The organism is Microbacterium sp. SORGH_AS_0888 (assembly GCF_030818905.1).
In the GTDB taxonomy this organism is placed as follows: Bacteria; Actinomycetota; Actinomycetes; order Actinomycetales; family Microbacteriaceae; genus Microbacterium.
In genome coordinates this window covers 1,458,372-1,477,412 of the sequence record NZ_JAUTAZ010000001.1, presented here as the reverse complement: position 1 = coordinate 1,477,412, position 19,041 = coordinate 1,458,372, and the positions used below count along the sequence as shown (strand labels likewise).

Below are 19,041 nucleotides of genomic sequence, written 5' to 3'. Positions count from 1 at the left end.
ATGCCGGTCCCCTCCGAGGCGGAGTACGTCGTCGTCGGCGGCGGCACGGCGGGGAGCGTCGTAGCCGCCCGCCTCGCCGAGGCTGGCCACGACGTCCTCGTGCTGGAGGCGGGGCCCGACTTCGGGCCGCAGGGCGATCCGGCCTGGCCGGCCGACCTGGTCGACGCGACCCGGCTCGGCCGCTCCCACGACTGGGGCTACGACTCGGGGGACACCTATCCCTGGACGGTCGGCTTCGAACGCGCCCGAGCGATCGGCGGCTCCAGCGACGTGAACGGCTGCACGCAGACGTGGGGGCACCGCCGCGACTACGACGCATGGGCCGAGTCGGGCCTTCCCGGGTGGGGCACCGACGACCTGCTGCCGCTGTTCCAGGAGGGGACGCGGCGGATGCGCGTCCACCGCTTCACCGCCGCCGAGCTCACGCCGTGGCAGCACGCCTGGTACGACGCGGCGCCGGTGGTCGGGATGCCGCAGGTGGAGACGCTCAACGACATGGACGCGGCCGCGGGGTTCGCGCCCGAGGAGATGAACATCCAGGACGGCGTGCGCGTCAACGCGGCCTTCGCCTACCTCGACCCCGTGCGGGCGCTGCCGAACCTCGCGATCGTCGGCGAGGCGGTCGTCGAGCGGGTGGTCGTGGAAGGCGGCCGCGCCACGGGCGTCGTCGTGCAGCATCGCGGCGCGTCCGTCACGGTCCGCGCCGGCACGGTGGTCCTCGCCGGCGGGGCCTACAACTCGCCCACCGTCCTGCTGCGCTCCGGGATCGGTCCGTACGCACAGCTCGCGCCGCTCGGCATCCCCCTCGTGCAGCACCTGCCGGGAGTGGGGGAGAACCTGCACGATCAGCCCTTCCTCCTCATGAGCTTCGAGGGGTCGGAGTCGATGGCGGCTGAGATGGCGGCCGCCAGGGCCGCGGGCTGGGCGCCCGACGAGCAGGCGATGGGGAAGGCGGCATCCCGGTTCGAGACCGAGGCGTTCGATCTGCACGTCCTCCCCTACAGCCCCACGCACCGCGGCGAGGCGAAGCGGTGGAGCATCGGCACGTCGGCGCTGCTGCCGCGCTCACGCGGCTTCGTGCGCATCCGCAGCACCGACCCGGAGGCGAAGCCGATCATCGACCACCGGTTCCTCACCGACCCGGAGGGGGTCGACGTGGCGATGCTGATGGACGGCGCGGAGATCCTGCGGGAGCTCGCGGCATCGCCCGCGCTCGCGCCCCTGGTGGGCCACGAGCTGCACCCCGGCCCCGACACGGTCGACCGCGAGGCGCTCGCCGCCCACCTGTACGCCCACCCGGACAACTACTGGCACCCCGTGGGCACCTGCAAGCTCGGCCTCGACTCCGACCCGATGGCGGTGGTCGACGCGCGCGCCCGGGTGTTCGGCGTCGACGGGCTCCGCATCGCCGACTGCTCGATCATGCCCACCATCCCCCGCGCCACGACCGCCATGCCCGCCATCGTCATGGGCGAGAAGGTCGCAGCCCTGCTCCTCGAGGAGGCCGCCCGATGACCGGCGAGCACCTGACCACGCTGTCCACCCGCGCGCTCGCCGACGGCATCCGCACCGGTGAGTTCAGCTCCGAGGAGGTCGTCGCTGCGCACCTCGCGCGTATCGACGCGCTGAACCCGGCGGTGAACGCGGTCGTCTCCCTGCAGCCGGACGCTGCGCTGGCCGAGGCGAGGGCCTGCGACCGCGAGCTCGCCGCCGGACGCATCCGCGGGCCGCTGCACGGGGTCCCGACCGCCGTGAAGGACCTCATGGACGTCGCGGGCATGCCCACCTCCCACGGCTCCCGCATCTACGCCGGACAGGTCGCCTCGGCCGACAGCGTGATCGTCGGACGGATGCGGGAGGCGGGCGCCGTCTTCGTCGGGAAGACCAACACGCCGGAGTTCGGAGCCGGTTCCCACACGTTCAACGACGTGTTCGGCGCCACCCGGAATCCCTATGACCTCGACCGCTCGGCGGGGGGCTCGAGCGGCGGCGCGGCGGCCGCGGTCACGTCCGGGATGCTGCCCTTCGCCGATGCCTCCGACCTCGGCGGCAGCATCCGCAACCCCGCCTCCTTCGGCAACCTCGTGGGGCTGCGTCCGACGGCGGGGCGCGTCGCGTCCGCGCGACCGGGGAACGCCTGGGACCCCGGGTCGGTGCTCGGCGTCGTCACGCGCGACGTGCGCGACACCGCCCTGCTCCTCTCGATCATCAGCGGTCCGGAGAAGCGCGCTCCGCTGTCCGTCGACGAGGACCCCGCACAGTTCCTCACGATCCGGCCGAGGTCGTTCGCCGGCACACGAATCGCGTACTCGCCCGACCTCGGCGGTCTGCCGCTGGAGCCGCAGGTCCGGGCCGCCACGGCCGCCGCGGCGGCCCGCCTCGCCGACCTCGGCGCGGATGTCGTCGAGGTCGACCTCGATCTCTCCGAGGCCGATCTCGTCTTCGAGACGTTCCGGTCGCTGGAGTTCTTCGACGGTCACGGCGACGATGCGCGCCGGCATCCGGACCTCGTGAAGAAGACGGTGCGCGACGACGTGTCGTGGGCGGAGGCGTTCGACGCCGCGCTGATCGTTCGCGCGGCGGCGGCGCGCACCCGTCTGTTCCGGCGGTTCCAGGCGCTCCTGGGCGAACACGCTCTGCTGCTCGCCCCGGCCGTGCAGGTGCTGCCCTTCCCCGTCGAGTGGGAGTACCCGACCGAGATCGACGGCGTCGCGATGGAGCGGTACTACACGTGGCAACGCTCCTGCAGCCGCATCACCGCGACCGCGATGCCGGCCATGTCGCTGCCGGCCGCGTTCTCCGCCGAGGGGCTCCCCATCGGCGTGCAGCTCGTCGGGCCGTACCGGGGTGAGCGGGCGATGCTGGAGTACGCGCTGACGTGGGAGGCGGCCGTCGCCGACGTGGCCGCTCGCCGTCCCGCCCTCTGACGCCGAGACGGCCCCCTCCCGCCCGCGGAGCGGGGGAGGGGCCGTCTCGCGGACGCGGGGTGCGCGTCAGCTGGTGAGCCAGGTGGTGTAGCGCTGCGTCATGTCGTCGTACTGGTCGGCGCGCGCCTGCGCATCCGGCCAGACGACCGTCGTGTGCGAGGGCGCGTTCGGCAGCCGGTCGATCTCCTCGTCCGTGAGGTACGTGAACGCCTCCGAGCTCGACGGGCCGTAGTTCGTGCGCTTCGCGAACTCCGCCTGGCGCTGAGGGTCGGCCATGAACCGTGCCAGCTCGAACGCGGCCTCCGGATGCGCGGCCGCCGACGGCACGACGAAGGGGTTCGCCTCGATGAAGGCCTGGTCCCACGACACGGCGACCGCGATGCCGTCGTTGCTCAGCCCGGCGTAGAGTCCGTTGGGGGCGAACGCGATGCTGGCGCCGCCGCTCGTGAGCAGCTGCTGCACCTGCGGGTACTCGGTGTAGTACACGAGGGAGGGCTTCAGCCGGTCGAGCTTGGCGACCGCGCGGTCGAGGTCCAGCGGGTAAAGGTCGTCCGGGGCGACGCCGTCGGCCAGCAGCGCCGCCTCGAACATGAAGTCGAAGTACTCGCCCGGGACCGCGCGCTTTCCCGGGAACGCCTCGACGTCCCAGAAGTCGGCCCAGGTCCGTGGGCCGCCGTTTGGGAAGGTGCCGGCGAGGTAGCCCTGCGCGTAGCCCACGAACGAGTTCGCGACGGCGTACGGTGCGACCGCGGCGGGGAGCTGGTCCGAACGCGGGACGTCGGCCGGGAGCTCGAGGAGGTTGTCGCCGTACTTCACGGTCTCGGCGAGCCCCGTCATCATGATGTCGTAATCGCCGGGATCACCGCCGAGCATCGCGTTCTGGATGCTGCCCTCGATCGTGGTGGAGATGACCTCCGTGCCGGACTCCGCCGTGAACGGGGTGAAGTAGATGTCGTTGTACGCCTCGTTCGACGTTCCTCCGTAGTCGGCCCACACGATCGGTCCTGCGGTGGCGGGCGACGAGCCGGCGCCGCCCGTCGCGCCGCCCGCACACGCGCTCAGGGCGAGCCCCGCGACCGCTGCAGCGCTCGTGAGGCCCAGGATTCTTCGAGCATTTCTCATCTGCACGTTCCCCCTCTTAATTGGATCCAACACTGACATGTTAGGATCCATTCTGTTTCGAGTGCATGAACTCTCGCGCCAGCCGGTGCGGACCGACGTCGAAGGAGAACCGATGCCGCGTCACATCCCGCCCGCTCCGCCGTTCGACGTCGCCGAATACGAGATGCGCATCGACGCGCTGCGGCGTGCGCTGCGTGAGGCCGAGATCGACGTGCTCCTCGTCACCGCCCCGGTCAACCTCTGCTACCTGACCGGCTACGTCGCGAGCTGGTACGCGCCGCGACTCCCCGTGGGGGTTCTCGTCTCGGCGCACGTCCCCGAGCTCGTCGTCGTCGACTGGTCCCGGCACGCGGACTACGTCCCGCTCATCGCCCTGCACGACGAGGTCCTCCTCGTCGACTACGGCACCGCCGCGGAGGAGCTCGTCGAGGGTCTCGCTCGCCGCGGCTGGGCCGAGGGACGGATCGGTCTCGAGTGGTCGGCTCCGAACCCGGTGGCCGGGGTGCTCCGCGACATCGCCGGCGGGCTCGCCCGGCTCGGCGCGGACGTGGTCTCGGGCGACTACCTCGTCGACGACCTGCGGGTCTACAAGTCCGCCGCCGAGCTCGACCGCATCCGCCGCGCCGGCGGGATGCTCGACGAGGCGTTCGAGGAGCTGCGCACGCGCCTGCGGCCCGGCATGACCGAGCTCGAGGTCTCCGCCCTCATCACGACCCTTCTGGCCGAGCGAGGATCCGAGGTGCCGGCGCAGCACGCCCTCGTCTCGTCCGGTCCCACCGCCTGGGCCGACGTGCACGCGTTCCCGTCCCGCCGCGTCATCCAGCGGGGCGAGGTGGTCTCGGTCGACGCCTGCGCCGTCGTCGACCGGTATCACGCGAACCTCAGCCGAGCCTTCGTCGTCGACGGCGAGAACCCGCGCGCCGAGGAGCTGCTCGCCGCCGGGGCCGCGAGTCTCGCCGTCCTCTGCCGCGAGGCGCGCCTCGGCGAGAGCCCGGCGCCCGCCATGGCGGCCGCCGAACGGGCGCTCCGGGCCCGCGTCGCCCCCGAGAACGTCTGGTGGGTCGGCGGCTACGGGCTGGGGATCGCGTTCCCGCCCAGCTGGGTCGGCCACACCTACCTGGCCGACGACGGTCCGCGCCGTGCGGTGCTGCGTCCCGGCTATGTCTCCAACTTCGAGACGGTCCTGTACGACAGGACGGCGGGCTTCGAAGCCGCCGCCATCGACACGGTGGTCGCCACCGAGGCGGGGCTGGCCCCCCTCTCCCGCGTGCCCCGCGAACTGCTGCACACCTGAACCCCGCGTGCGGCGCACGCCGCCGGAAGGAGACCCATGTCCGAGACGCCCGCCGTCTGGCCGGCCCCGAGCCCGACGCTCTACGGCACGCGTCATTCCGTCTCGAGCGGTCACTGCCTCGCCTCCGCGGCCGCGTTCGCCATCCTGGAGGCGGGCGGCAACGCCGTGGATGCGTGGATCACGGCGCTCCGGGACTACGGCACCCTGAGCTTTGCGGATGCGGCGATGCGCCTGGCGGCCGACGGTTTCGCGGTCTTCCCGCTGCTCGCCGACGGCATCGCCAAGCGTCAGGCGGGCTATCGTCGCTGGCCCGCCAACGAGGCCATCTACCTGCCGGACGGGCGCCCGCCGATCGTCGGGGAGCGCTTCGTGCAGACCGACCTCGCCCGTGCCATCCGTCTCATGATCGATGCGGAGGCCACGTCCGGCGGCTACCTGGCGGCCGACGACCTTGCCGAGTTCCGTTCCCGCGACGAACCGGTGGTGAGCGTGCGCCGGCGCGACGTCACGATCGTCACGTGCGGTGCCTGGTGCCAGGGCCCGATCCTGTCCGAGGCGCTCGCCATCGTGGAGAAGCACGGCATCGAGGGGATGGCCCACAACAGCGCCGACTACATCCACACCGTGACCGAGGCGCTCAAGGGCGCCTTCGCCGATCGCGAGCACCACTACGGCGACCCGGCCTTCGTCGAGGTGCCGCTGGAGCGGATGCTCGGCGAGGAGCACATCGCCGCACGCGCGGCCGCGATCGACCCCGCCCGCGCCGTCGACGGACTGCCGCCGTCGCCCATCGGCGGGAGCCGGCCGCTCCCGGACGCGATCTCCGCCGACGGGGTGCGTCGCATCGGCGAGGGCGGCACGAGCTACGTGTTCGTCGTCGACCGGTGGGGCAACGCGTTCTCCGCGACCCCGTCGGACGGCGCGTCGACTGCCCCCGTCATCCCGGGGACCGGGATCGTGCCCTCGCTGCGGGGGCTGCAGTCGCGCCCCGACCCCGCGCATCCGTCCGGCGTCGCCCCCGGCAAGCGGCCGCGGCTGACCCCCGACCCCGCCATCGCGGTCCGCGACGACGGGAGCGTCATGCCGTTCGGATGCCCCGGCGGCGACATGCAGGTGCAGGCCATGCTGCAGGTCTTCCTCAACGTCTTCCACTTCGGGATGGACCCGCAGGAGGCGGTCGACGCGCCGCGCTTCTCGACGTGGAGCTTCCCCGACTCGTTCGCACCGTTCGACTGCCTCGCGGCGCACGTGTTCCTGGAGGACCGGTTCGACGAGGACGTCTACGCGGACCTCGTCGCGCGCGGGCACGACGAGCGCTGCTGGCCCGCGTACACCCGCGACGCGGCCGCGGTCGAGGCCGTCTACCGCAACGCGCCGACCGGGTTCCTCGAGTCCGCGGCCGATCCGCGCCAGCCCGCCCAGGCGGTCGTCTCGTGAGCGGCACCGCGGTCTATGTCGCCCCCGTCCTGACGATGGACCCGGAGCGTCCCCGCGCCGAGGCCTTCGCCGTGCGCGACGACCGCATCCTCGCCGTCGGCACGCGGGCCGAGGTCACGGCGGCTGCCGGGCGCGGCGCCGCGGTGACGACGCTGGACGGGGTCGTGCTTCCCGGCCTCATCGACGCGCACCTCCACATGCAGCGCGGCGGCCTCAAAGCGATGAGCTACACCGCTGCGGACGCGACGGTCGACGAGATCTCCGTCCGCATGCTCGAGACCTTCCACGCCGAGGACTGGGCGGGGGAGGAGCCGCCGACCCTCGACGAACGCGTCGCGTCGCTGCGGCGCTTCCAGGTGCACCTGCACTCCCTCGGGTTCACCGGTGCCGTCGATCCCGCGACCACGCCCGAGGAGATGCGCGGCTACCAGGAGGCCGCCCGACGCGGTGCGCTGACGATGCGGACGCTCGCGATGCCGTACCTCGAGATCGGTGCCGCGGCCACGCCCGATGTCGACGCGGTCATCGCGACCCTCGGCGGTCTCGGCGCCGCCACGGGCCTCGGCGACGAGATGCTGCGCATCGGGCCCATCAAGGTCTACGTCGACGGCGAGGCCACGAAGGGGCAGGCCCTGCTCGAGGAGCCGTGGGATGCGAGCGGCTATCGCGGCGCGCAACGCATCTCCGACGAGGACTATGCGCGGCTGGTCGCCTGGTGCGCGGCGCACGGGTGGGGTGTGGGGACGCACGCCGTCGGCGGCGCGGCGATCGCCCTCGTCGTCCGCGAGTACGCGAAGGCCGGGGCGGCCGCGGTCCGCGCAGGGCGCTTCCAGATCATCCACGGCTACCTCGAGCCCTCCGCCGAGGTCATCGCGCAGGCGGCGCGGATCGGGGCCATCGCCTCGCTCCAGCCCTCGATCATCTGGCACAACGGTGCGGCATTGCGCGAGAAGCTCGGAGGCCGCGCCGAGCGTTCGAACCCCGTGCGCAGCTGGCTCGACGCGGGGACGACGGTCGCCTTCGGCTCCGACGGGCCCTTCTTCGAGTTCGACCCCCGCCGCCTGATCTGGCAGGCCGTCACGCGCCGGGTGCGCGGTGCCGAGGAGCCGCTGTCGGACGCCGAGGCGATCGAGGTCGCGGAGGGCTTCGCCGCCTATACGACCGGGGCCGCCTATGCGGCGATGGCGGAGGACGACCGCGGCATGATCCGTGCCGGGGCCTTGGCCGATTGGGCGCTGTGGGCTGAGGACCCCCTGAACGCTCCGATAGACGAGCTGCTCGGCATCCCGGTGCTGCGCACGGAGGTGGGCGGGCGCACCGTCTACGAGAGGACAGAGTCATGAGCACCGACGGCCCCCTGTACACCTGGACGGCGCGGGAGCTGGCCTCGGCCGTCGCGGCCCGCGACGTCTCCGCCGCTGAGGTGATGCGCGCGCATCTCGACCGCATCGAGGAGGTCGAGGCCCAGGTCGCCGCCTTCGTCTCGCTGCTTCCCGAGCCGGTGGCGATGGCGATGGCCGACGAGGCGGATGCGGCCGTCGCCCGTGGCGACGAGCTCGGGGCGCTGCATGGTCTCCCGACCGGGGTGAAGGACCTCATGGACGTCGCGGGGCTGCCGACCTCCCAGGGGTCGGCGGCGTACGCCGACGCACCGCCCGCACCGCGCGACAGCGTGCTGGCCGAGCACCTGCGCCGCGCCGGCGCGCTCATCATCGGCAAGACCAACACGCCGGAGATCGGTCTCGGGACCTTGACCTTCAATCCCGTGCGCGGCGTCTGCCGGAACCCGTGGGATCTGCGTCGTCACGCCGGGGGCTCCAGTGGCGGCGCGGGAGCCGCGCTGGCAGCGGGAATGCTGCCGATCGCGGACGGCTCGGACAGCGGTGGCAGCATCCGCTATCCGGCGTCCTTCTGCAACGTCGTGGGGCTGCGTCCCACGCCGGGCATGGTGCCGAGCGGTCGGGTCGGCAACGGCTGGGACCCGCACGGGGTCGCCGGACCGATGGCGCGCGATTCCCGTGACGCGGCGCTCATGCTGGCGGGCATCGCCGGGCACGACCCACGGTGGCCGCTGTCCTGGGTCGACGAGCCCGGAGCGCTCGCCGCGCTCGAGGACCTGCCGCTGTCCGGGCTGCGGTTCGGCTGGAGCCCCGACGTCGGTGGGCTGCCGATCGACCCCGCGGTGCGGGCGGTCCTGGCCGACGCGCGCCGCCGGCTCGAGGCGGCCGGTGCGACCGTGCTCGACATCGAACCCGATCTCGACGGGGCGGACGAGGCCTGGCGGATCGTGGAGATGTTCGGCTTCGCCGCCGACGGCCGGCCGCGGCTCGCGGAGGGGCGCACCGGATTCCGAGCCGACTACCTGCGCAACGTCGAGGAAGGCCTCGCCCTCAGCGCGGCCGACGTCATGGACGGCTTCGCCGCGCGGACGGAGATCTTCCGGCGCACCGCGGCGGTGCTGCGGCAGGTGGATGCGATCATCTACCCCGCGACACCGGTCGCCGCGCCGCCCGCCGAGGTGGAGTGGGTGGCCGAGATCGACGGTGCGAGGTTCGACCGCTACTTCCTCTGGCAGCGCGCCGCTTGCCGGCTCACCGTCACGGGCCATCCCGTGCTCGCGACCCCGGCCGGATTCACGGGCGGGGGCCTGCCGGTCGGCATGCAGATCGTCGGGCCCTCCCGCGGCGACCGGCGGCTCCTCGCGATCGGTGCGGCCGTGGAGGACGCCCTCGGCCTCGTCGGCCGGATGCCGACCGTTGTCGGCCGCGCTGCGGAGTGGTGAACGCGCGCGGATGAGCGGCTCGGCCGTGCCCCCTGACGGCTGTTACAAAGACGAAACAGATCTGTCACGCGTAACGGATCCATATATGTCTAGATTGGATCCACATTCTTCTTTTTCATATCCCGAACCTGTGCGAGAGGTCGTCATGTCTCACTCCCCCCGGTTGCGCCGCGCGGGACTCGCCGTGCTCGGGCTCCTCGGTGTCGCGGCGCTGGCGGCCGGCTGCGCGGGCGGCGCTGAACCGTCGTCGAGCGGCGACAGCACCGTCCTCGGCGGGCAGGTCGTGTGGGCCGACTACGGCGGCCCGACGAACGAGAGCCGTCAGGTCGCCTACTTCGACGGGTTCACGCAGCAGACGGGCGTCGATGTCGTCTCCACCTCGATCGAGGACGCCGTCTACACGAGCATGCTCACGGGCGACCCGGGCGACTACAGCATCTTCCAGGCGAGCGCGGCAGAGGTGCTGCCCAATGTCGGCAACCTTCTCACGGTGCCGGCGGACGCACAGGGCGACCTCCTGCCGGAGAACGTGCGGCCCTACTACATCGGCGGCTTCGTCTTCGGTGAGACCCAGGGGTGGCTCACTGCGACTTTCCCCCACGGCGGTCCGCAGAGCTGGGCGGACTTCTTCGACATCCAGAAGTTCCCGGGCAAGCGTGCCTGGCCCGGTTCCCCGGGCTCGTTCGACGCGTCCTACGAGATCGCGCTGCTGGCCGACGGCGTCGCGCCGGACGACCTCTACCCCCTCGACCTCAAGCGGGCCGAGGCGAAGCTGGACACGATCCGCGGCGACCTCGTCTTCTATCAGGCCTACCCCGAGGTGCAGCAGCTGCTGACCAGCGGCAGCGTCTCGATCGCCGTCGCGGTGACGGGGCAGTTCACCGCCCTGAAGAACGCCGGCCAGGACGTGACGGTGCAGTGGAACCAGGCGTTCGCCGTCCCCTCGGGCTTCGTCGCTCAGTCGGGTGTCCAGAACAAGGCGGCCGTCGATGCTCTCGCGTCCTGGATGAACGATCCGAAGAACCAGGCGGTGTTCACCGAGCGCACCGGGTACGGGCCGGTCAACTCGAAGGTGTTCGACGAGCTCGACCCGGATGTGGCCGCCTCGCTGGTCAACTCGCCGGAGCATGCGAGCCAGATCCTGTACTGGGACACGGACTGGCGCAGCCAGAACTACGAAGAGCTGCTGAACTCGTACACGGCCTGGCTGGCCGGTTGATCCTTCCGTGTCCCGCGGGTCGAGGCCCGCGGGACACCTCCTCCCGCACCACCCCACCCGAAACCCCCGCACCACCTCATCCGAGAGGAATAGCACGTCATGTCAACAATCCTGCGCACCCGCCGGGGTCTGATCGCGGCGGTGGCCATCGGCGCCGTCGCGGCGCTGGCCACCGGCTGCGGCAGCTCCGCCTCGCCCGAGAGCTCCTCGTCGGGCGGCGGCGATGCCCTCAGCGGACAGGTCGTCTGGGCCGACTACGGAGGGCCGACGAACGAGAGTCGTCAGGTCGCCTACTTCGATGGCTTCGGCGAGAAGACCGGTGTCGACGTCGTGTCCACCTCCATCGAGGACTCCGTGTACTACGGAATGCTCGAGGGCGGTTCCGGCGACTACGACATCTTCCAGGTCGGCGCCGCCGAGGTGCTGAACTACTCGGGAAACGTCGAGGAGCTCACCGACGCCGCGCAGGGCGACCTGCTCCCGGACACGCTGCGTCCCTACATGGCTGCCGGGTTCTACATCGGCATCGGCCAGGGCTGGCTCACCGCCACATTCCCCAACGGCGGTCCGCAGAACTGGGCTGACTTCTTCGACACTCAGAAGTTCCCCGGCAAGCGCGCGTGGCCGGGTGCGCCGGGCTCGTACGACTCGTCGTACGAGATCGCGCTCCTCGCGGACGGGGTGGCGCCCGAGGACCTCTACCCGCTCGACATCGCGCGTGCGACGAAGAAGCTCGACAGCATCCGTGGCGACCTGGTCTTCTACCAGTCCTACCCGGAGGTGCAGCAGCTGCTCACGAGCGGCAGCGCCTCGATCGCGGTGAGTGTCACCGGTCAGTTCACGGCCCTCCGCAACGCCGGGCAGGACGTCACGGTGCAGTACAACCAGCTGTTCATCACGCCGAACGGCTTCGTGATCCCGAAGACCTCGAACAACCCGAAGGCCGCGATGGCTCTGGCGGAGTACATCAACGACCCGAAGAACCAGGCCGTCTTCGCCAAGCGCACCGGCTATGGCCCCGTCAACTCGGCCGTGTTCGACGAGCTCTCGGCGGACGATCAGAAGAACCTCGTCAACGCCCCTGCGCACGCCGACCAGGTGCTGCACTGGGACGAGCAGTGGCGCGCGGACAACAAGGACAAGCTTCTCGACGCGTACACCGCCTGGCTCGCGGGCTGATCCGGCGAGTCCGCAGAGAGGGACCCTGTAACGGGAAGGAAACCCGACGGCAACAGCAAAGGATCCATATCAATCTAGATTGGATCCATGATGGATAGACGGGTAACCGAAACGCCCGTGCAACGTCGACCCGGGAGCATGACGAAGTGAGTTCTTCGACCATCGCGACAGGCGCCCGCATGGCCCCGGTCGCTCAGCGCCGCACGCTGGGGGTCTCCCGTGCGGAGCTGCGCTGGCTCATGTGGCCACCGCTCCTCTTCTTCGTCGTGGCGCTCGGGCTCCCCATGGTCGCGCTCGTGATGCAGTCGCTCGAAGGTGGTGGAGCGGCCTATCCCGGCATGTTCTCCGTGCCGGCCTTCCTCGGCTCGCTCGGCCGGACGCTGCTCATGGCCCTGGTCACGATGGTGCTCACGAGCATCCTCGGTGCCGTCTACGGCCTGGCGCTCGTCGCGTCGCCCGCCTGGCTCCGGATCGTCCTGCTCGCGGCACTCATGCTGTCGCTGTGGACCTCGGTCATGGTCCGTTCGTTCGGCTGGATGCTGATGGAGCTCCCCAAAGGCGCCATCTACTGGTTCCTGGGGCTGTTCGGCCTCGCGGACGAGCCGCTGGAGATCTACCAGACGACCTTCGGGATGTACCCGGCGATGATCGCCGTCATGCTGCCGTTCGCGGTCCTGCCGATCATGAGCGCGCTCCAGTCGATCGACCAGGAGCAGTTGAAGGCCGCCTCGGTGTTCGGGGCCGGCCCCCTCCTGACCTTCCGCACCGTCACCTGGCCGCAGATGCTGCCGTCGATCATCAGCGGCGCCGTGCTCGTGTTCGTCATGGCGCTCGGCTTCTACGTGACGCCGCTGCTGCTGGGAGGTCCGTCCAACATGACGATCTCCGGTGTCATCAACTCGCAGCTGAAGACCGCGAACCGTCCCGACCTCGGCGCCGCCATGAGCATCCTGCTGGTCGGCGCCACCATCCTGATCTACCTGATCGCCGACCGGCTGTTCCGTGTCAGCGAGAAGTGGGGCTGAGAGCGTGAGCACCACCGTCGGACGCAGCCTCGGGCCCTACCGCCTGCCGGTCATCGTGATCGCGATCCTCGCGAGCCTTCTGCTGATCGTGCCCTTCCTCATCCTCGTGGCCACCTCGTGGACGTCGGGGAGCTTCATCCTCTTCCCGCCGGAGGGCTTCTCTCTCCGGTGGTACGGCGAGGTTCTCGGCGACCGGCGCTGGATGGGTGCCTTCTGGCTCTCGGTCTGGGAGAGCGCGCTGGCGACCCTCATCGCGACGATCCTCGGTGTCGCGGGCGCGATCGGCCTGACCCGCGTGCGCTCCCGGGCGGCCGGGCGCTGGATCCGGACGCTGTTCATCGTGCCCATCGCGCTGCCGCCGATCGCCTACGCGGTGGGGCTCTACGGGGTGAACCTCGAGCTCGGCTTCCTGCGCGGGACCCTGGTCACTCTGGTGATCGGGCACGCGCTCGTCGCACTGCCCTACGTCTTCGTGATCGTCTCGGGCGGCATCGCCCGGATCGATCCCGCGTTGCGTCCCGCCGCGTGGACACTCGGGGCGCGATGGCCGCTCATCCTCTGGAAGATCGAGTTGCCCGCCCTCCTGCCCTACGTGCTCTCGGGGGCGCTGTTCGCGTTCATCGTCGTCTTCGACGAGGTCGTCCTGGCCGTGTTCCTGCTGCCGCCGGGCACCCAGACGCTCCCGCTCAAGATGCTCAGTGCCGCCTCCGAGGCGTTCTCGCCGGAGCTGACCGCCGCCTCGACGCTCGTCTCGCTCCTCGCGATCGTCGTGCTGGCCCTCGTTCCCCTGCTCACCCGGCGGCGCGGTCGCCGGACCGTTCCCCGACGCCGAGCCCGACCCGTTCCGGCCGTCACGGAAGGAGTCCCCGAATGACCATCGCCCTCTCCGTCTCCGACGTGCATGTCACGCTCGGTGCCAACCATGTGCTCAAGGGCGTCTCGCTCGACGTGCGGCCCGGGGAGTTCGTGACGCTCCTGGGGGCGTCGGGCTCCGGCAAGTCGACGCTCCTGAACGTCATCGCCGGGCTCCTCGGCGTGGACGGCGGGCACGTCACCTTCGACGGCGTGAACGTCGAGAAGCGGCCGCCGCAGAAGCGCAACGTCGGCGTGGTGTTCCAGTCCTACGCACTGTTCCCGCACCTCACGATCGGCGAGAACGTCGCGTTCCCGTTGCTGGCCGCCCGGCGGCCGGCGAAGGAGCGCCGGGCGGTCGCCGAGGAGATGCTGGCCCTCGTCCAGCTCCCCGGGATGGCGGACCGCGACCCGGCGTCGCTGTCGGGCGGCCAGCGCCAGCGCGTCGCGCTGGCCCGCGCGCTCGCGGCCAACCCGGGGATCCTGCTGCTCGACGAGCCCATGGCCGCTCTGGACAAGCAGCTGCGCGAGCAGATGCAGGTCGAGATCACCCGCATTCAGCGCAAGGTGGGGATCACGACCGTGTCCGTGACCCACGACCAGACCGAGGCGCTCACGATGTCGGACCGCGTCGCGATCATGCACGAGGGGCGCCTGGTGCAGGTCGCGAGCCCCGAGGATCTGTACCGGCGCCCGGTGAACGCGTACGTCGCGAGCTTCCTCGGCGAGGCGAACCTGCTCCCGGTCTCGGACGGCGGCCTCATCGACGACACGGCGGGCGTGCACGTCGAGGGCACCGCGGTGCTCCGTCCCGAGGACATGAGCATCGTCCGCCCGGACGAGACGACGCCGGCATGGTCGATCGAGGGCGCCGTGCGCCTCGTCAGCTTCCAGGGCTCCCGCTACCGCCTCGAGGCAACGACCGATCACGGTCGGAAGGTCGTCGCGTCGCTGACGCCGTCCGCCGACGTCACCGGCCTCGCGGTCGGATCCCGGGTGCGCCTCGCGTGCCGCAACCCCGAGCGCGTGCACATGATCGACACGGTGCCCACGGCCGCCATCCCGATCCCGGTCTGAGGGACGCGTCAGGGGCGGTCGAGCAGGAGCGCCGGCTCGGTCACGAGCATCCGGTGGATCCGCTGCGGCGCGATCCCGGCGCGCTCGAGCGCGGGCACGATGCGGCGCAGCACGTGGGCGTAGCCCATGCCGCCGTGCCGTGTGAGCTGGCCCTTCGTCCACACCGAGCAGGTGAGGGTCACGCGCGCCTCGGGCCGCTCGGCGAGCAGGGCGCACAGCGCCGCGATGCGGTCGTCGTCGTTGGCGTCGCGCGCGCGGTCCGCGAAGTGGTGCTCGCTGCCGAACGCGAACTCGACGACCGCGCCGGTGTCGGAGATCTCGGTGATGTAGGCGAGGTCGAGCACCTTGTCGATGTTGCAGAACAGGACGCGGGATGCGGCGAGCCCCTGAGCGGTGAGGATCCCGGCGACCTCGGGGCCCCGGCGGGCGGCCGCATCCAGCCGGATGCTCACGGCCGTCCCGGTCTCGGCGGCCGCGCGCCCGGCGGCACGCAGCGCGCGGCCTTCCGCTCCGGTGATCTCCGCGGAGGTTCCCAGCAGCCCCAGAAGCCCGGCGCGGAAGGAGGTGCCCGGCACGGCGTCCTGGAGGGCCGTCCGGAAAGCGGTCTCGAGCTGGGACTCGTCGAGCGCCCGCCACCACTCCGGGAGCGTCTTGTCGATGTACCCGCCGTAGGCGGCGACGATCGTCACCCCGCTCCGGCGGGAGAGCTCCGGCAGCTCCGCGTGTCGGGGGCCCATGCCCCAGGACGTGGCCTCGACGACCGTCCCGAGCCCCGCCGCTCTGGCGAGGAGGAGCTCCGCGACCGCGTCGTCGGGATCGTCGAGAGCGAGGTTGTCCGGGAGCGAGAGCCAGCTCCACCGGAGATCGCCGAGGATCTCGGGGCGGATCGGGCCGTGGAGGATCTCGCCTTCCCGCGTCGGGCGCAGCAGGACGGTGGAGTCGGTGAGGAGGTGCTCGTTCGTCGCGACGGCGCCGAGGGATGCGGCCGGCACCGGTCCGAGGACCGTCTCGATCATCGGACCAGCCCCAGTAATTGGATCCCAAGTACCATAGACTGGATCCTAACTGACGAACCGAGGAGGCCGCGATGATCATCGACGCGTACAACACCACGCAGGACGTCCGGGGCCGCTCGGACTACCTCACCGGCGCGCGGCCCGGTCAGGAGCCGCCCGCCTACGTCCCGTTCGACCCGGCGCGCATCCTCGATCGGATGGATGCCGCCGGCGTCGACATGGCGATGGTGTGCTCGCTCGCGCAACGCATCGAGAACGACTTCATCATCGGCCTGCAGAACGCGTTCCCCGATCGCTTCATCGGCTTCGGCCAGGTGATGCCGCAGGCCGACGACGCGCTCGAGGAGATCGCGCGTCTCGCGGGCGCCGGCATCCGCGGCCTCAAGCTCCACCCGAGCATGCACGGCTATCACGTGGCGGATCACGGCCTGCTCGACCCCGTCTTCCGTGCGTGCGCCGAGCACGGCATGGCCGTCATCATCAACGCGCTCGACGACGCCTTCTGCGCGCCGTTCTCCATCGAGGAGATCGCGAAGGACCACCCGGACGTGCCCACGATCATCGCCCACATGGGCGCCGTGTGGAACGTGCCGGAGGCGATCATCGTCGCCGAACGTCGCGAGAACGTGTACCTCGAGACATCCGCGACCCTGATGGCCGACGTCAAGCGCGCCTATGCCCGGCTCGGGCCGGAGAAGATCCTGATGGGCTCCGAGTGGCCGGGCTCCGACTTCGACCTGGAGCGCATGAAGATCGCCAAGGCGGTCCCGGACGCCGCCGATCGCGCGCTCGTCGAGGGCGGCAACTACGCACGCATCATGCGCATCCCGGAGCGGGCGTGACCGATCGGCCGCCGCTGGCGCGCCCGGCGGAGATGGACGACGCCGACGCCGAGCTCCTGGGCGTGGCGCGGGAGCTGCTGGGCGCCGTCTACCGCGAGGGGCGCCACGAGGTGACCGCGGCCTTCCGGCTCGCCGACGGCGCGATCGTCACCGGCGTCCACGTGGACGGCTCCGCACGCCGGAGCGCGGTCTGCGCCGAGGGGGTGGCTGCGGGCAACGCCGCGGCGCACCTGCCGGCCGCGCCCGTCGTCTCCGCCGTCAGCGTGCTGCGGCACCCCGGGGGGACCTGGCACGTCATCGAGCCGTGCGGGGTGTGTGCCGAGATGCTGTCCGACCACTGGCCCGACGCCCGGGTGTGGATCACCCGGGGCGATCGCATCGTCGCCACCACGATGGCGGAGCTCCTCCCCGCCAAGCGCCGGCGCACCTGGTGACGGCGCGGTCCGTCCCCACGGTCGGCGCGGATCATGCGGCGGGATCGCGCGGCTCGTCGCGGTCCGCGCGCACGCGCGGGCTGTCGTCGCGGGTGAAGGCCACGAGCACCGCGAGGGCGACGAGCTGGAGCGCGGCGACGATGAGGAAGGCGAAGGTCGACGAGGCGACCGCGATCACGGCGCCGCCGAGGAGCGCCCCGCCGCCGTAGCCGATGCTCGTGAAGCTGGAGAACAGGCCCATCCCGAACGCCCGGTTCTGCGAGGTGAGGCCGCGGGTGGCGAGCATCGTCAGCGACGGGTAGAGCGGCGAGAACCCGACGCCGATGAGGACGGCGCCCGCCGAGGCCGCCCAGAAGCTCTGCGAGAGGGCGAGGACCGTGAGCCCCACCGTGAGAGCCGACAGCGACACCGCGGTGGCCCGCAGCGGTCCGATGCGGTCGGGCAGGCGCGCGAGCACGAGGCGCGCGCCCACGACGCTGACCGCGAAGACGGCGTAGACCGTCGCCGCGCCGCCGAGGCCGACCGCCGGCACGCCGGCCGACCCGAGGTGGACGATGAGGAACGCGATCATGAGCCCCTCGCCGGACCACGCGGCGGCGGCGACGATGCCGGCGCTCCAGACCGAGCGGAGGGCGGAGAGGGCCTGACGGCCCGCACCGCGGGGGAGCACGATCGCGCCGGTGGTCGCGGAGGGCGGTGCCATGCGCGGGCGGGGGAGCGCGAGGATCGTCAGGACGGTCGCCACCTCCAGAGCCGCGCAGACGGCGAACACCCACACCGGGCCGCCCACCGCATCCACGGCCGTGCCGACCTGCGGTCCGACGGCGAGCCCGATCCACACGCTCAGACCGAAGTAGCTGAGTGCCTTGCCGCGCTGGGAGGATGGGGTGATCGCCACGAGCCAGGTCATGACGAGACCCATCGCAGCGGAGTTGCCGAGGCCGAAGAGGATGCGGCTGAGACCCGCGCCCCACAGTGTCGGGATGAGCGCGAGGATCGACATCCCGATGACCGCGATGAGTCCCGCCGTCGCCGCGACCACCCGGTACCCCTGCCGGTCGGCGAGCGCGCCGGCGGCCGGCTGCGCGACCATCGACGAGACCGCGGCGATCGCGATGACGAACCCCGCGAGGGTGCTGCCGCCGCCGAGCACGTCCTCGACGTACGCCGGGATGATCGGCGTGCTGGCCGAGTTGGTGATGCCGCCGAGGGCGGAGGCGATGAAGATGAGCCAGAAGGGCAGGGTGCGCGTGACGTCGCGCTCGCCGTTCATGCGCGCGGGGCGTCGGGTGCGCACTCCAGGCTGAGCCACAGTTCGAAGCAGTTGTTGCGCGAGAGGCTCGTTGCTCCGATCGAGGCGCGTCCGACGCTTCCGGCCTCGTCGCCGAAGACGTCCAGGAGCAGGTCGGTCGCGCCGTTGGAGACGAGATGCAGGTCCTCGAAGCCGGGTGGGCAGACCACGAAGCACAGGGCGCGGGACAGGCTCACGACGTTGTCGAGCGACCCGACGGCGTAGCGGATCATGCCGAGGGTGTGCACGGCGGTCAGCCGGGCGGCCGCGTAGCCCTCCTCGACCGTGACGTCCACGCCGACGACGCCCGGGTGGAGCCGGTCGCCCGCGCGGTTCTCCGGGGTCAGCCCGGCCAGCTCGACGAGCGCGCCGATGCGGTGGAAGGGCTTCATCCGGCCATATCGGATCCCGAACGGCGGGTCGCTGTAGTCGGGGATCTCGAGTCCGAGCTCACGTACGCGTGCTTCTGCGGATGTCATCGGGCACCTTTCCTCGAGTTGTATCCTATATTATTAGAAATGGATCCATTGTGACGAGGAGATCT

At 71.4% G+C, this 19,041-nt stretch carries 17 protein-coding genes; 13 read left to right on the top strand and 4 right to left on the bottom strand.

Annotated elements, in window-relative coordinates:
- Positions 1 to 1,515 (top strand): GMC family oxidoreductase, encoded by a 1,515-nt coding sequence (locus tag QE381_RS07225; RefSeq protein WP_307216785.1) that lies wholly within the window; start codon positions 1 to 3, stop codon positions 1,513 to 1,515.
- Positions 1,512 to 2,927 carry an amidase gene (locus QE381_RS07220; protein ID WP_307216783.1) on the top strand — a complete coding sequence of 472 codons (1,416 nt, stop codon included), beginning with the start codon at positions 1,512 to 1,514 and terminating at the stop codon, positions 2,925 to 2,927. The genes QE381_RS07225 and QE381_RS07220 overlap by 4 nt, the downstream gene beginning before the upstream one ends.
- A 66-nt stretch (positions 2,928 to 2,993) precedes the next feature.
- On the opposite strand, the gene QE381_RS07215 is transcribed toward QE381_RS07220, so the two are convergent.
- The gene (locus tag QE381_RS07215) at positions 2,994 to 4,049 is read right to left on the bottom strand and encodes an extracellular solute-binding protein (RefSeq protein ID WP_307220435.1); all 1,056 of its coding nucleotides are present in this window, start codon (positions 4,047 to 4,049) and stop codon (positions 2,994 to 2,996) included.
- Between the two features lie 112 nt (positions 4,050 to 4,161).
- On the opposite strand from QE381_RS07215, the gene QE381_RS07210 reads away from it, so the two are divergent.
- From QE381_RS07210 to QE381_RS07170, 9 genes are all read left to right on the top strand, one after another.
- Positions 4,162 to 5,343: a M24 family metallopeptidase gene (locus tag QE381_RS07210; protein ID WP_307216781.1), complete on the top strand. Its 1,182-nt coding sequence runs from the start codon at positions 4,162 to 4,164 to the stop codon at positions 5,341 to 5,343.
- Between the two features lie 36 nt (positions 5,344 to 5,379).
- Positions 5,380 to 6,780, top strand: coding sequence for a gamma-glutamyltransferase family protein (locus QE381_RS07205; protein WP_307216779.1), 1,401 nt, complete (start codon positions 5,380 to 5,382; stop codon positions 6,778 to 6,780).
- Positions 6,777 to 8,123 (top strand): amidohydrolase, encoded by a 1,347-nt coding sequence (locus tag QE381_RS07200; protein ID WP_307216778.1) that lies wholly within the window; start codon positions 6,777 to 6,779, stop codon positions 8,121 to 8,123. Before QE381_RS07205 ends, QE381_RS07200 begins: the two co-directional genes overlap by 4 nt.
- On the top strand, positions 8,120 to 9,562 hold the full coding sequence (locus tag QE381_RS07195) for an amidase (RefSeq protein WP_307216776.1): 1,443 nt from the start codon (positions 8,120 to 8,122) through the stop codon (positions 9,560 to 9,562). Before QE381_RS07200 ends, QE381_RS07195 begins: the two co-directional genes overlap by 4 nt.
- A gap of 145 nt (positions 9,563 to 9,707) precedes the next feature.
- Positions 9,708 to 10,781 carry a PotD/PotF family extracellular solute-binding protein gene (locus QE381_RS07190; RefSeq protein ID WP_307216774.1) on the top strand — a complete coding sequence of 358 codons (1,074 nt, stop codon included), beginning with the start codon at positions 9,708 to 9,710 and terminating at the stop codon, positions 10,779 to 10,781.
- Between the two features lie 99 nt (positions 10,782 to 10,880).
- Positions 10,881 to 11,960 (top strand): extracellular solute-binding protein, encoded by a 1,080-nt coding sequence (locus tag QE381_RS07185; protein WP_307216772.1) that lies wholly within the window; start codon positions 10,881 to 10,883, stop codon positions 11,958 to 11,960.
- Positions 11,961 to 12,106: 146 nt separating this feature from the next.
- The gene (locus QE381_RS07180; protein ID WP_307216771.1) at positions 12,107 to 12,985 is read left to right on the top strand and encodes an ABC transporter permease; all 879 of its coding nucleotides are present in this window, start codon (positions 12,107 to 12,109) and stop codon (positions 12,983 to 12,985) included.
- Between the two features lie 4 nt (positions 12,986 to 12,989).
- Positions 12,990 to 13,859, top strand: a complete 870-nt coding sequence (locus QE381_RS07175) for an ABC transporter permease (protein ID WP_307216769.1) — start codon at positions 12,990 to 12,992, stop codon at positions 13,857 to 13,859.
- Positions 13,856 to 14,914, top strand: a complete 1,059-nt coding sequence (locus QE381_RS07170) for an ABC transporter ATP-binding protein (protein ID WP_307216767.1) — start codon at positions 13,856 to 13,858, stop codon at positions 14,912 to 14,914. The genes QE381_RS07175 and QE381_RS07170 overlap by 4 nt, the downstream gene beginning before the upstream one ends.
- An 8-nt stretch (positions 14,915 to 14,922) precedes the next feature.
- On the opposite strand, the gene QE381_RS07165 is transcribed toward QE381_RS07170, so the two are convergent.
- Positions 14,923 to 15,930, bottom strand: coding sequence for a hypothetical protein (locus tag QE381_RS07165; RefSeq protein WP_307216765.1), 1,008 nt, complete (start codon positions 15,928 to 15,930; stop codon positions 14,923 to 14,925).
- Positions 15,931 to 16,001: 71 nt separating this feature from the next.
- Here QE381_RS07165 and QE381_RS07160 point away from each other — a divergent pair, with 71 nt between their 5' ends.
- Complete coding sequence (locus QE381_RS07160; protein WP_307216763.1) at positions 16,002 to 16,772, top strand: amidohydrolase family protein; 771 nt, start codon at positions 16,002 to 16,004, stop codon at positions 16,770 to 16,772.
- A complete protein-coding gene (locus QE381_RS07155; protein WP_307216761.1) occupies positions 16,769 to 17,206 on the top strand; it encodes a hypothetical protein in 438 nt (145 codons plus the stop codon). The genes QE381_RS07160 and QE381_RS07155 overlap by 4 nt, the downstream gene beginning before the upstream one ends.
- Before the next feature lie 31 nt (positions 17,207 to 17,237).
- Here the strand turns inward: QE381_RS07155 and QE381_RS07150 are convergent, their stop codons facing one another.
- Positions 17,238 to 18,479: an MFS transporter gene (locus QE381_RS07150; protein WP_307216759.1), complete on the bottom strand. Its 1,242-nt coding sequence runs from the start codon at positions 18,477 to 18,479 to the stop codon at positions 17,238 to 17,240.
- Positions 18,476 to 18,976: a RidA family protein gene (locus QE381_RS07145; protein WP_307216757.1), complete on the bottom strand. Its 501-nt coding sequence runs from the start codon at positions 18,974 to 18,976 to the stop codon at positions 18,476 to 18,478. The genes QE381_RS07150 and QE381_RS07145 overlap by 4 nt, the downstream gene beginning before the upstream one ends.
- Positions 18,977 to 19,041: the final 65 nt, after the last annotated feature.

Bases quoted from the DNA above. Each gene is read 5' to 3' on its own strand.
- QE381_RS07225 (WP_307216785.1), top strand. From the start codon at position 1: ATGCCGGTCCCCTCCGAGGCGGAGTACGTCGTCGTCGGCGGCGGCACG.
- QE381_RS07220 (WP_307216783.1), top strand. From the start codon at position 1,512: ATGACCGGCGAGCACCTGACCACGCTGTCCACCCGCGCGCTCGCCGAC.
- QE381_RS07215 (WP_307220435.1), bottom strand. From the start codon at position 4,049: ATGAGAAATGCTCGAAGAATCCTGGGCCTCACGAGCGCTGCAGCGGTC.
- QE381_RS07210 (WP_307216781.1), top strand. From the start codon at position 4,162: ATGCCGCGTCACATCCCGCCCGCTCCGCCGTTCGACGTCGCCGAATAC.
- QE381_RS07205 (WP_307216779.1), top strand. From the start codon at position 5,380: ATGTCCGAGACGCCCGCCGTCTGGCCGGCCCCGAGCCCGACGCTCTAC.
- QE381_RS07195 (WP_307216776.1), top strand. From the start codon at position 8,120: ATGAGCACCGACGGCCCCCTGTACACCTGGACGGCGCGGGAGCTGGCC.
- QE381_RS07190 (WP_307216774.1), top strand. From the start codon at position 9,708: ATGTCTCACTCCCCCCGGTTGCGCCGCGCGGGACTCGCCGTGCTCGGG.
- QE381_RS07185 (WP_307216772.1), top strand. From the start codon at position 10,881: ATGTCAACAATCCTGCGCACCCGCCGGGGTCTGATCGCGGCGGTGGCC.
- QE381_RS07170 (WP_307216767.1), top strand. From the start codon at position 13,856: ATGACCATCGCCCTCTCCGTCTCCGACGTGCATGTCACGCTCGGTGCC.
- QE381_RS07165 (WP_307216765.1), bottom strand. From the start codon at position 15,930: ATGATCGAGACGGTCCTCGGACCGGTGCCGGCCGCATCCCTCGGCGCC.
- QE381_RS07160 (WP_307216763.1), top strand. From the start codon at position 16,002: ATGATCATCGACGCGTACAACACCACGCAGGACGTCCGGGGCCGCTCG.
- QE381_RS07150 (WP_307216759.1), bottom strand. From the start codon at position 18,479: ATGAACGGCGAGCGCGACGTCACGCGCACCCTGCCCTTCTGGCTCATC.
- QE381_RS07145 (WP_307216757.1), bottom strand. From the start codon at position 18,976: ATGACATCCGCAGAAGCACGCGTACGTGAGCTCGGACTCGAGATCCCC.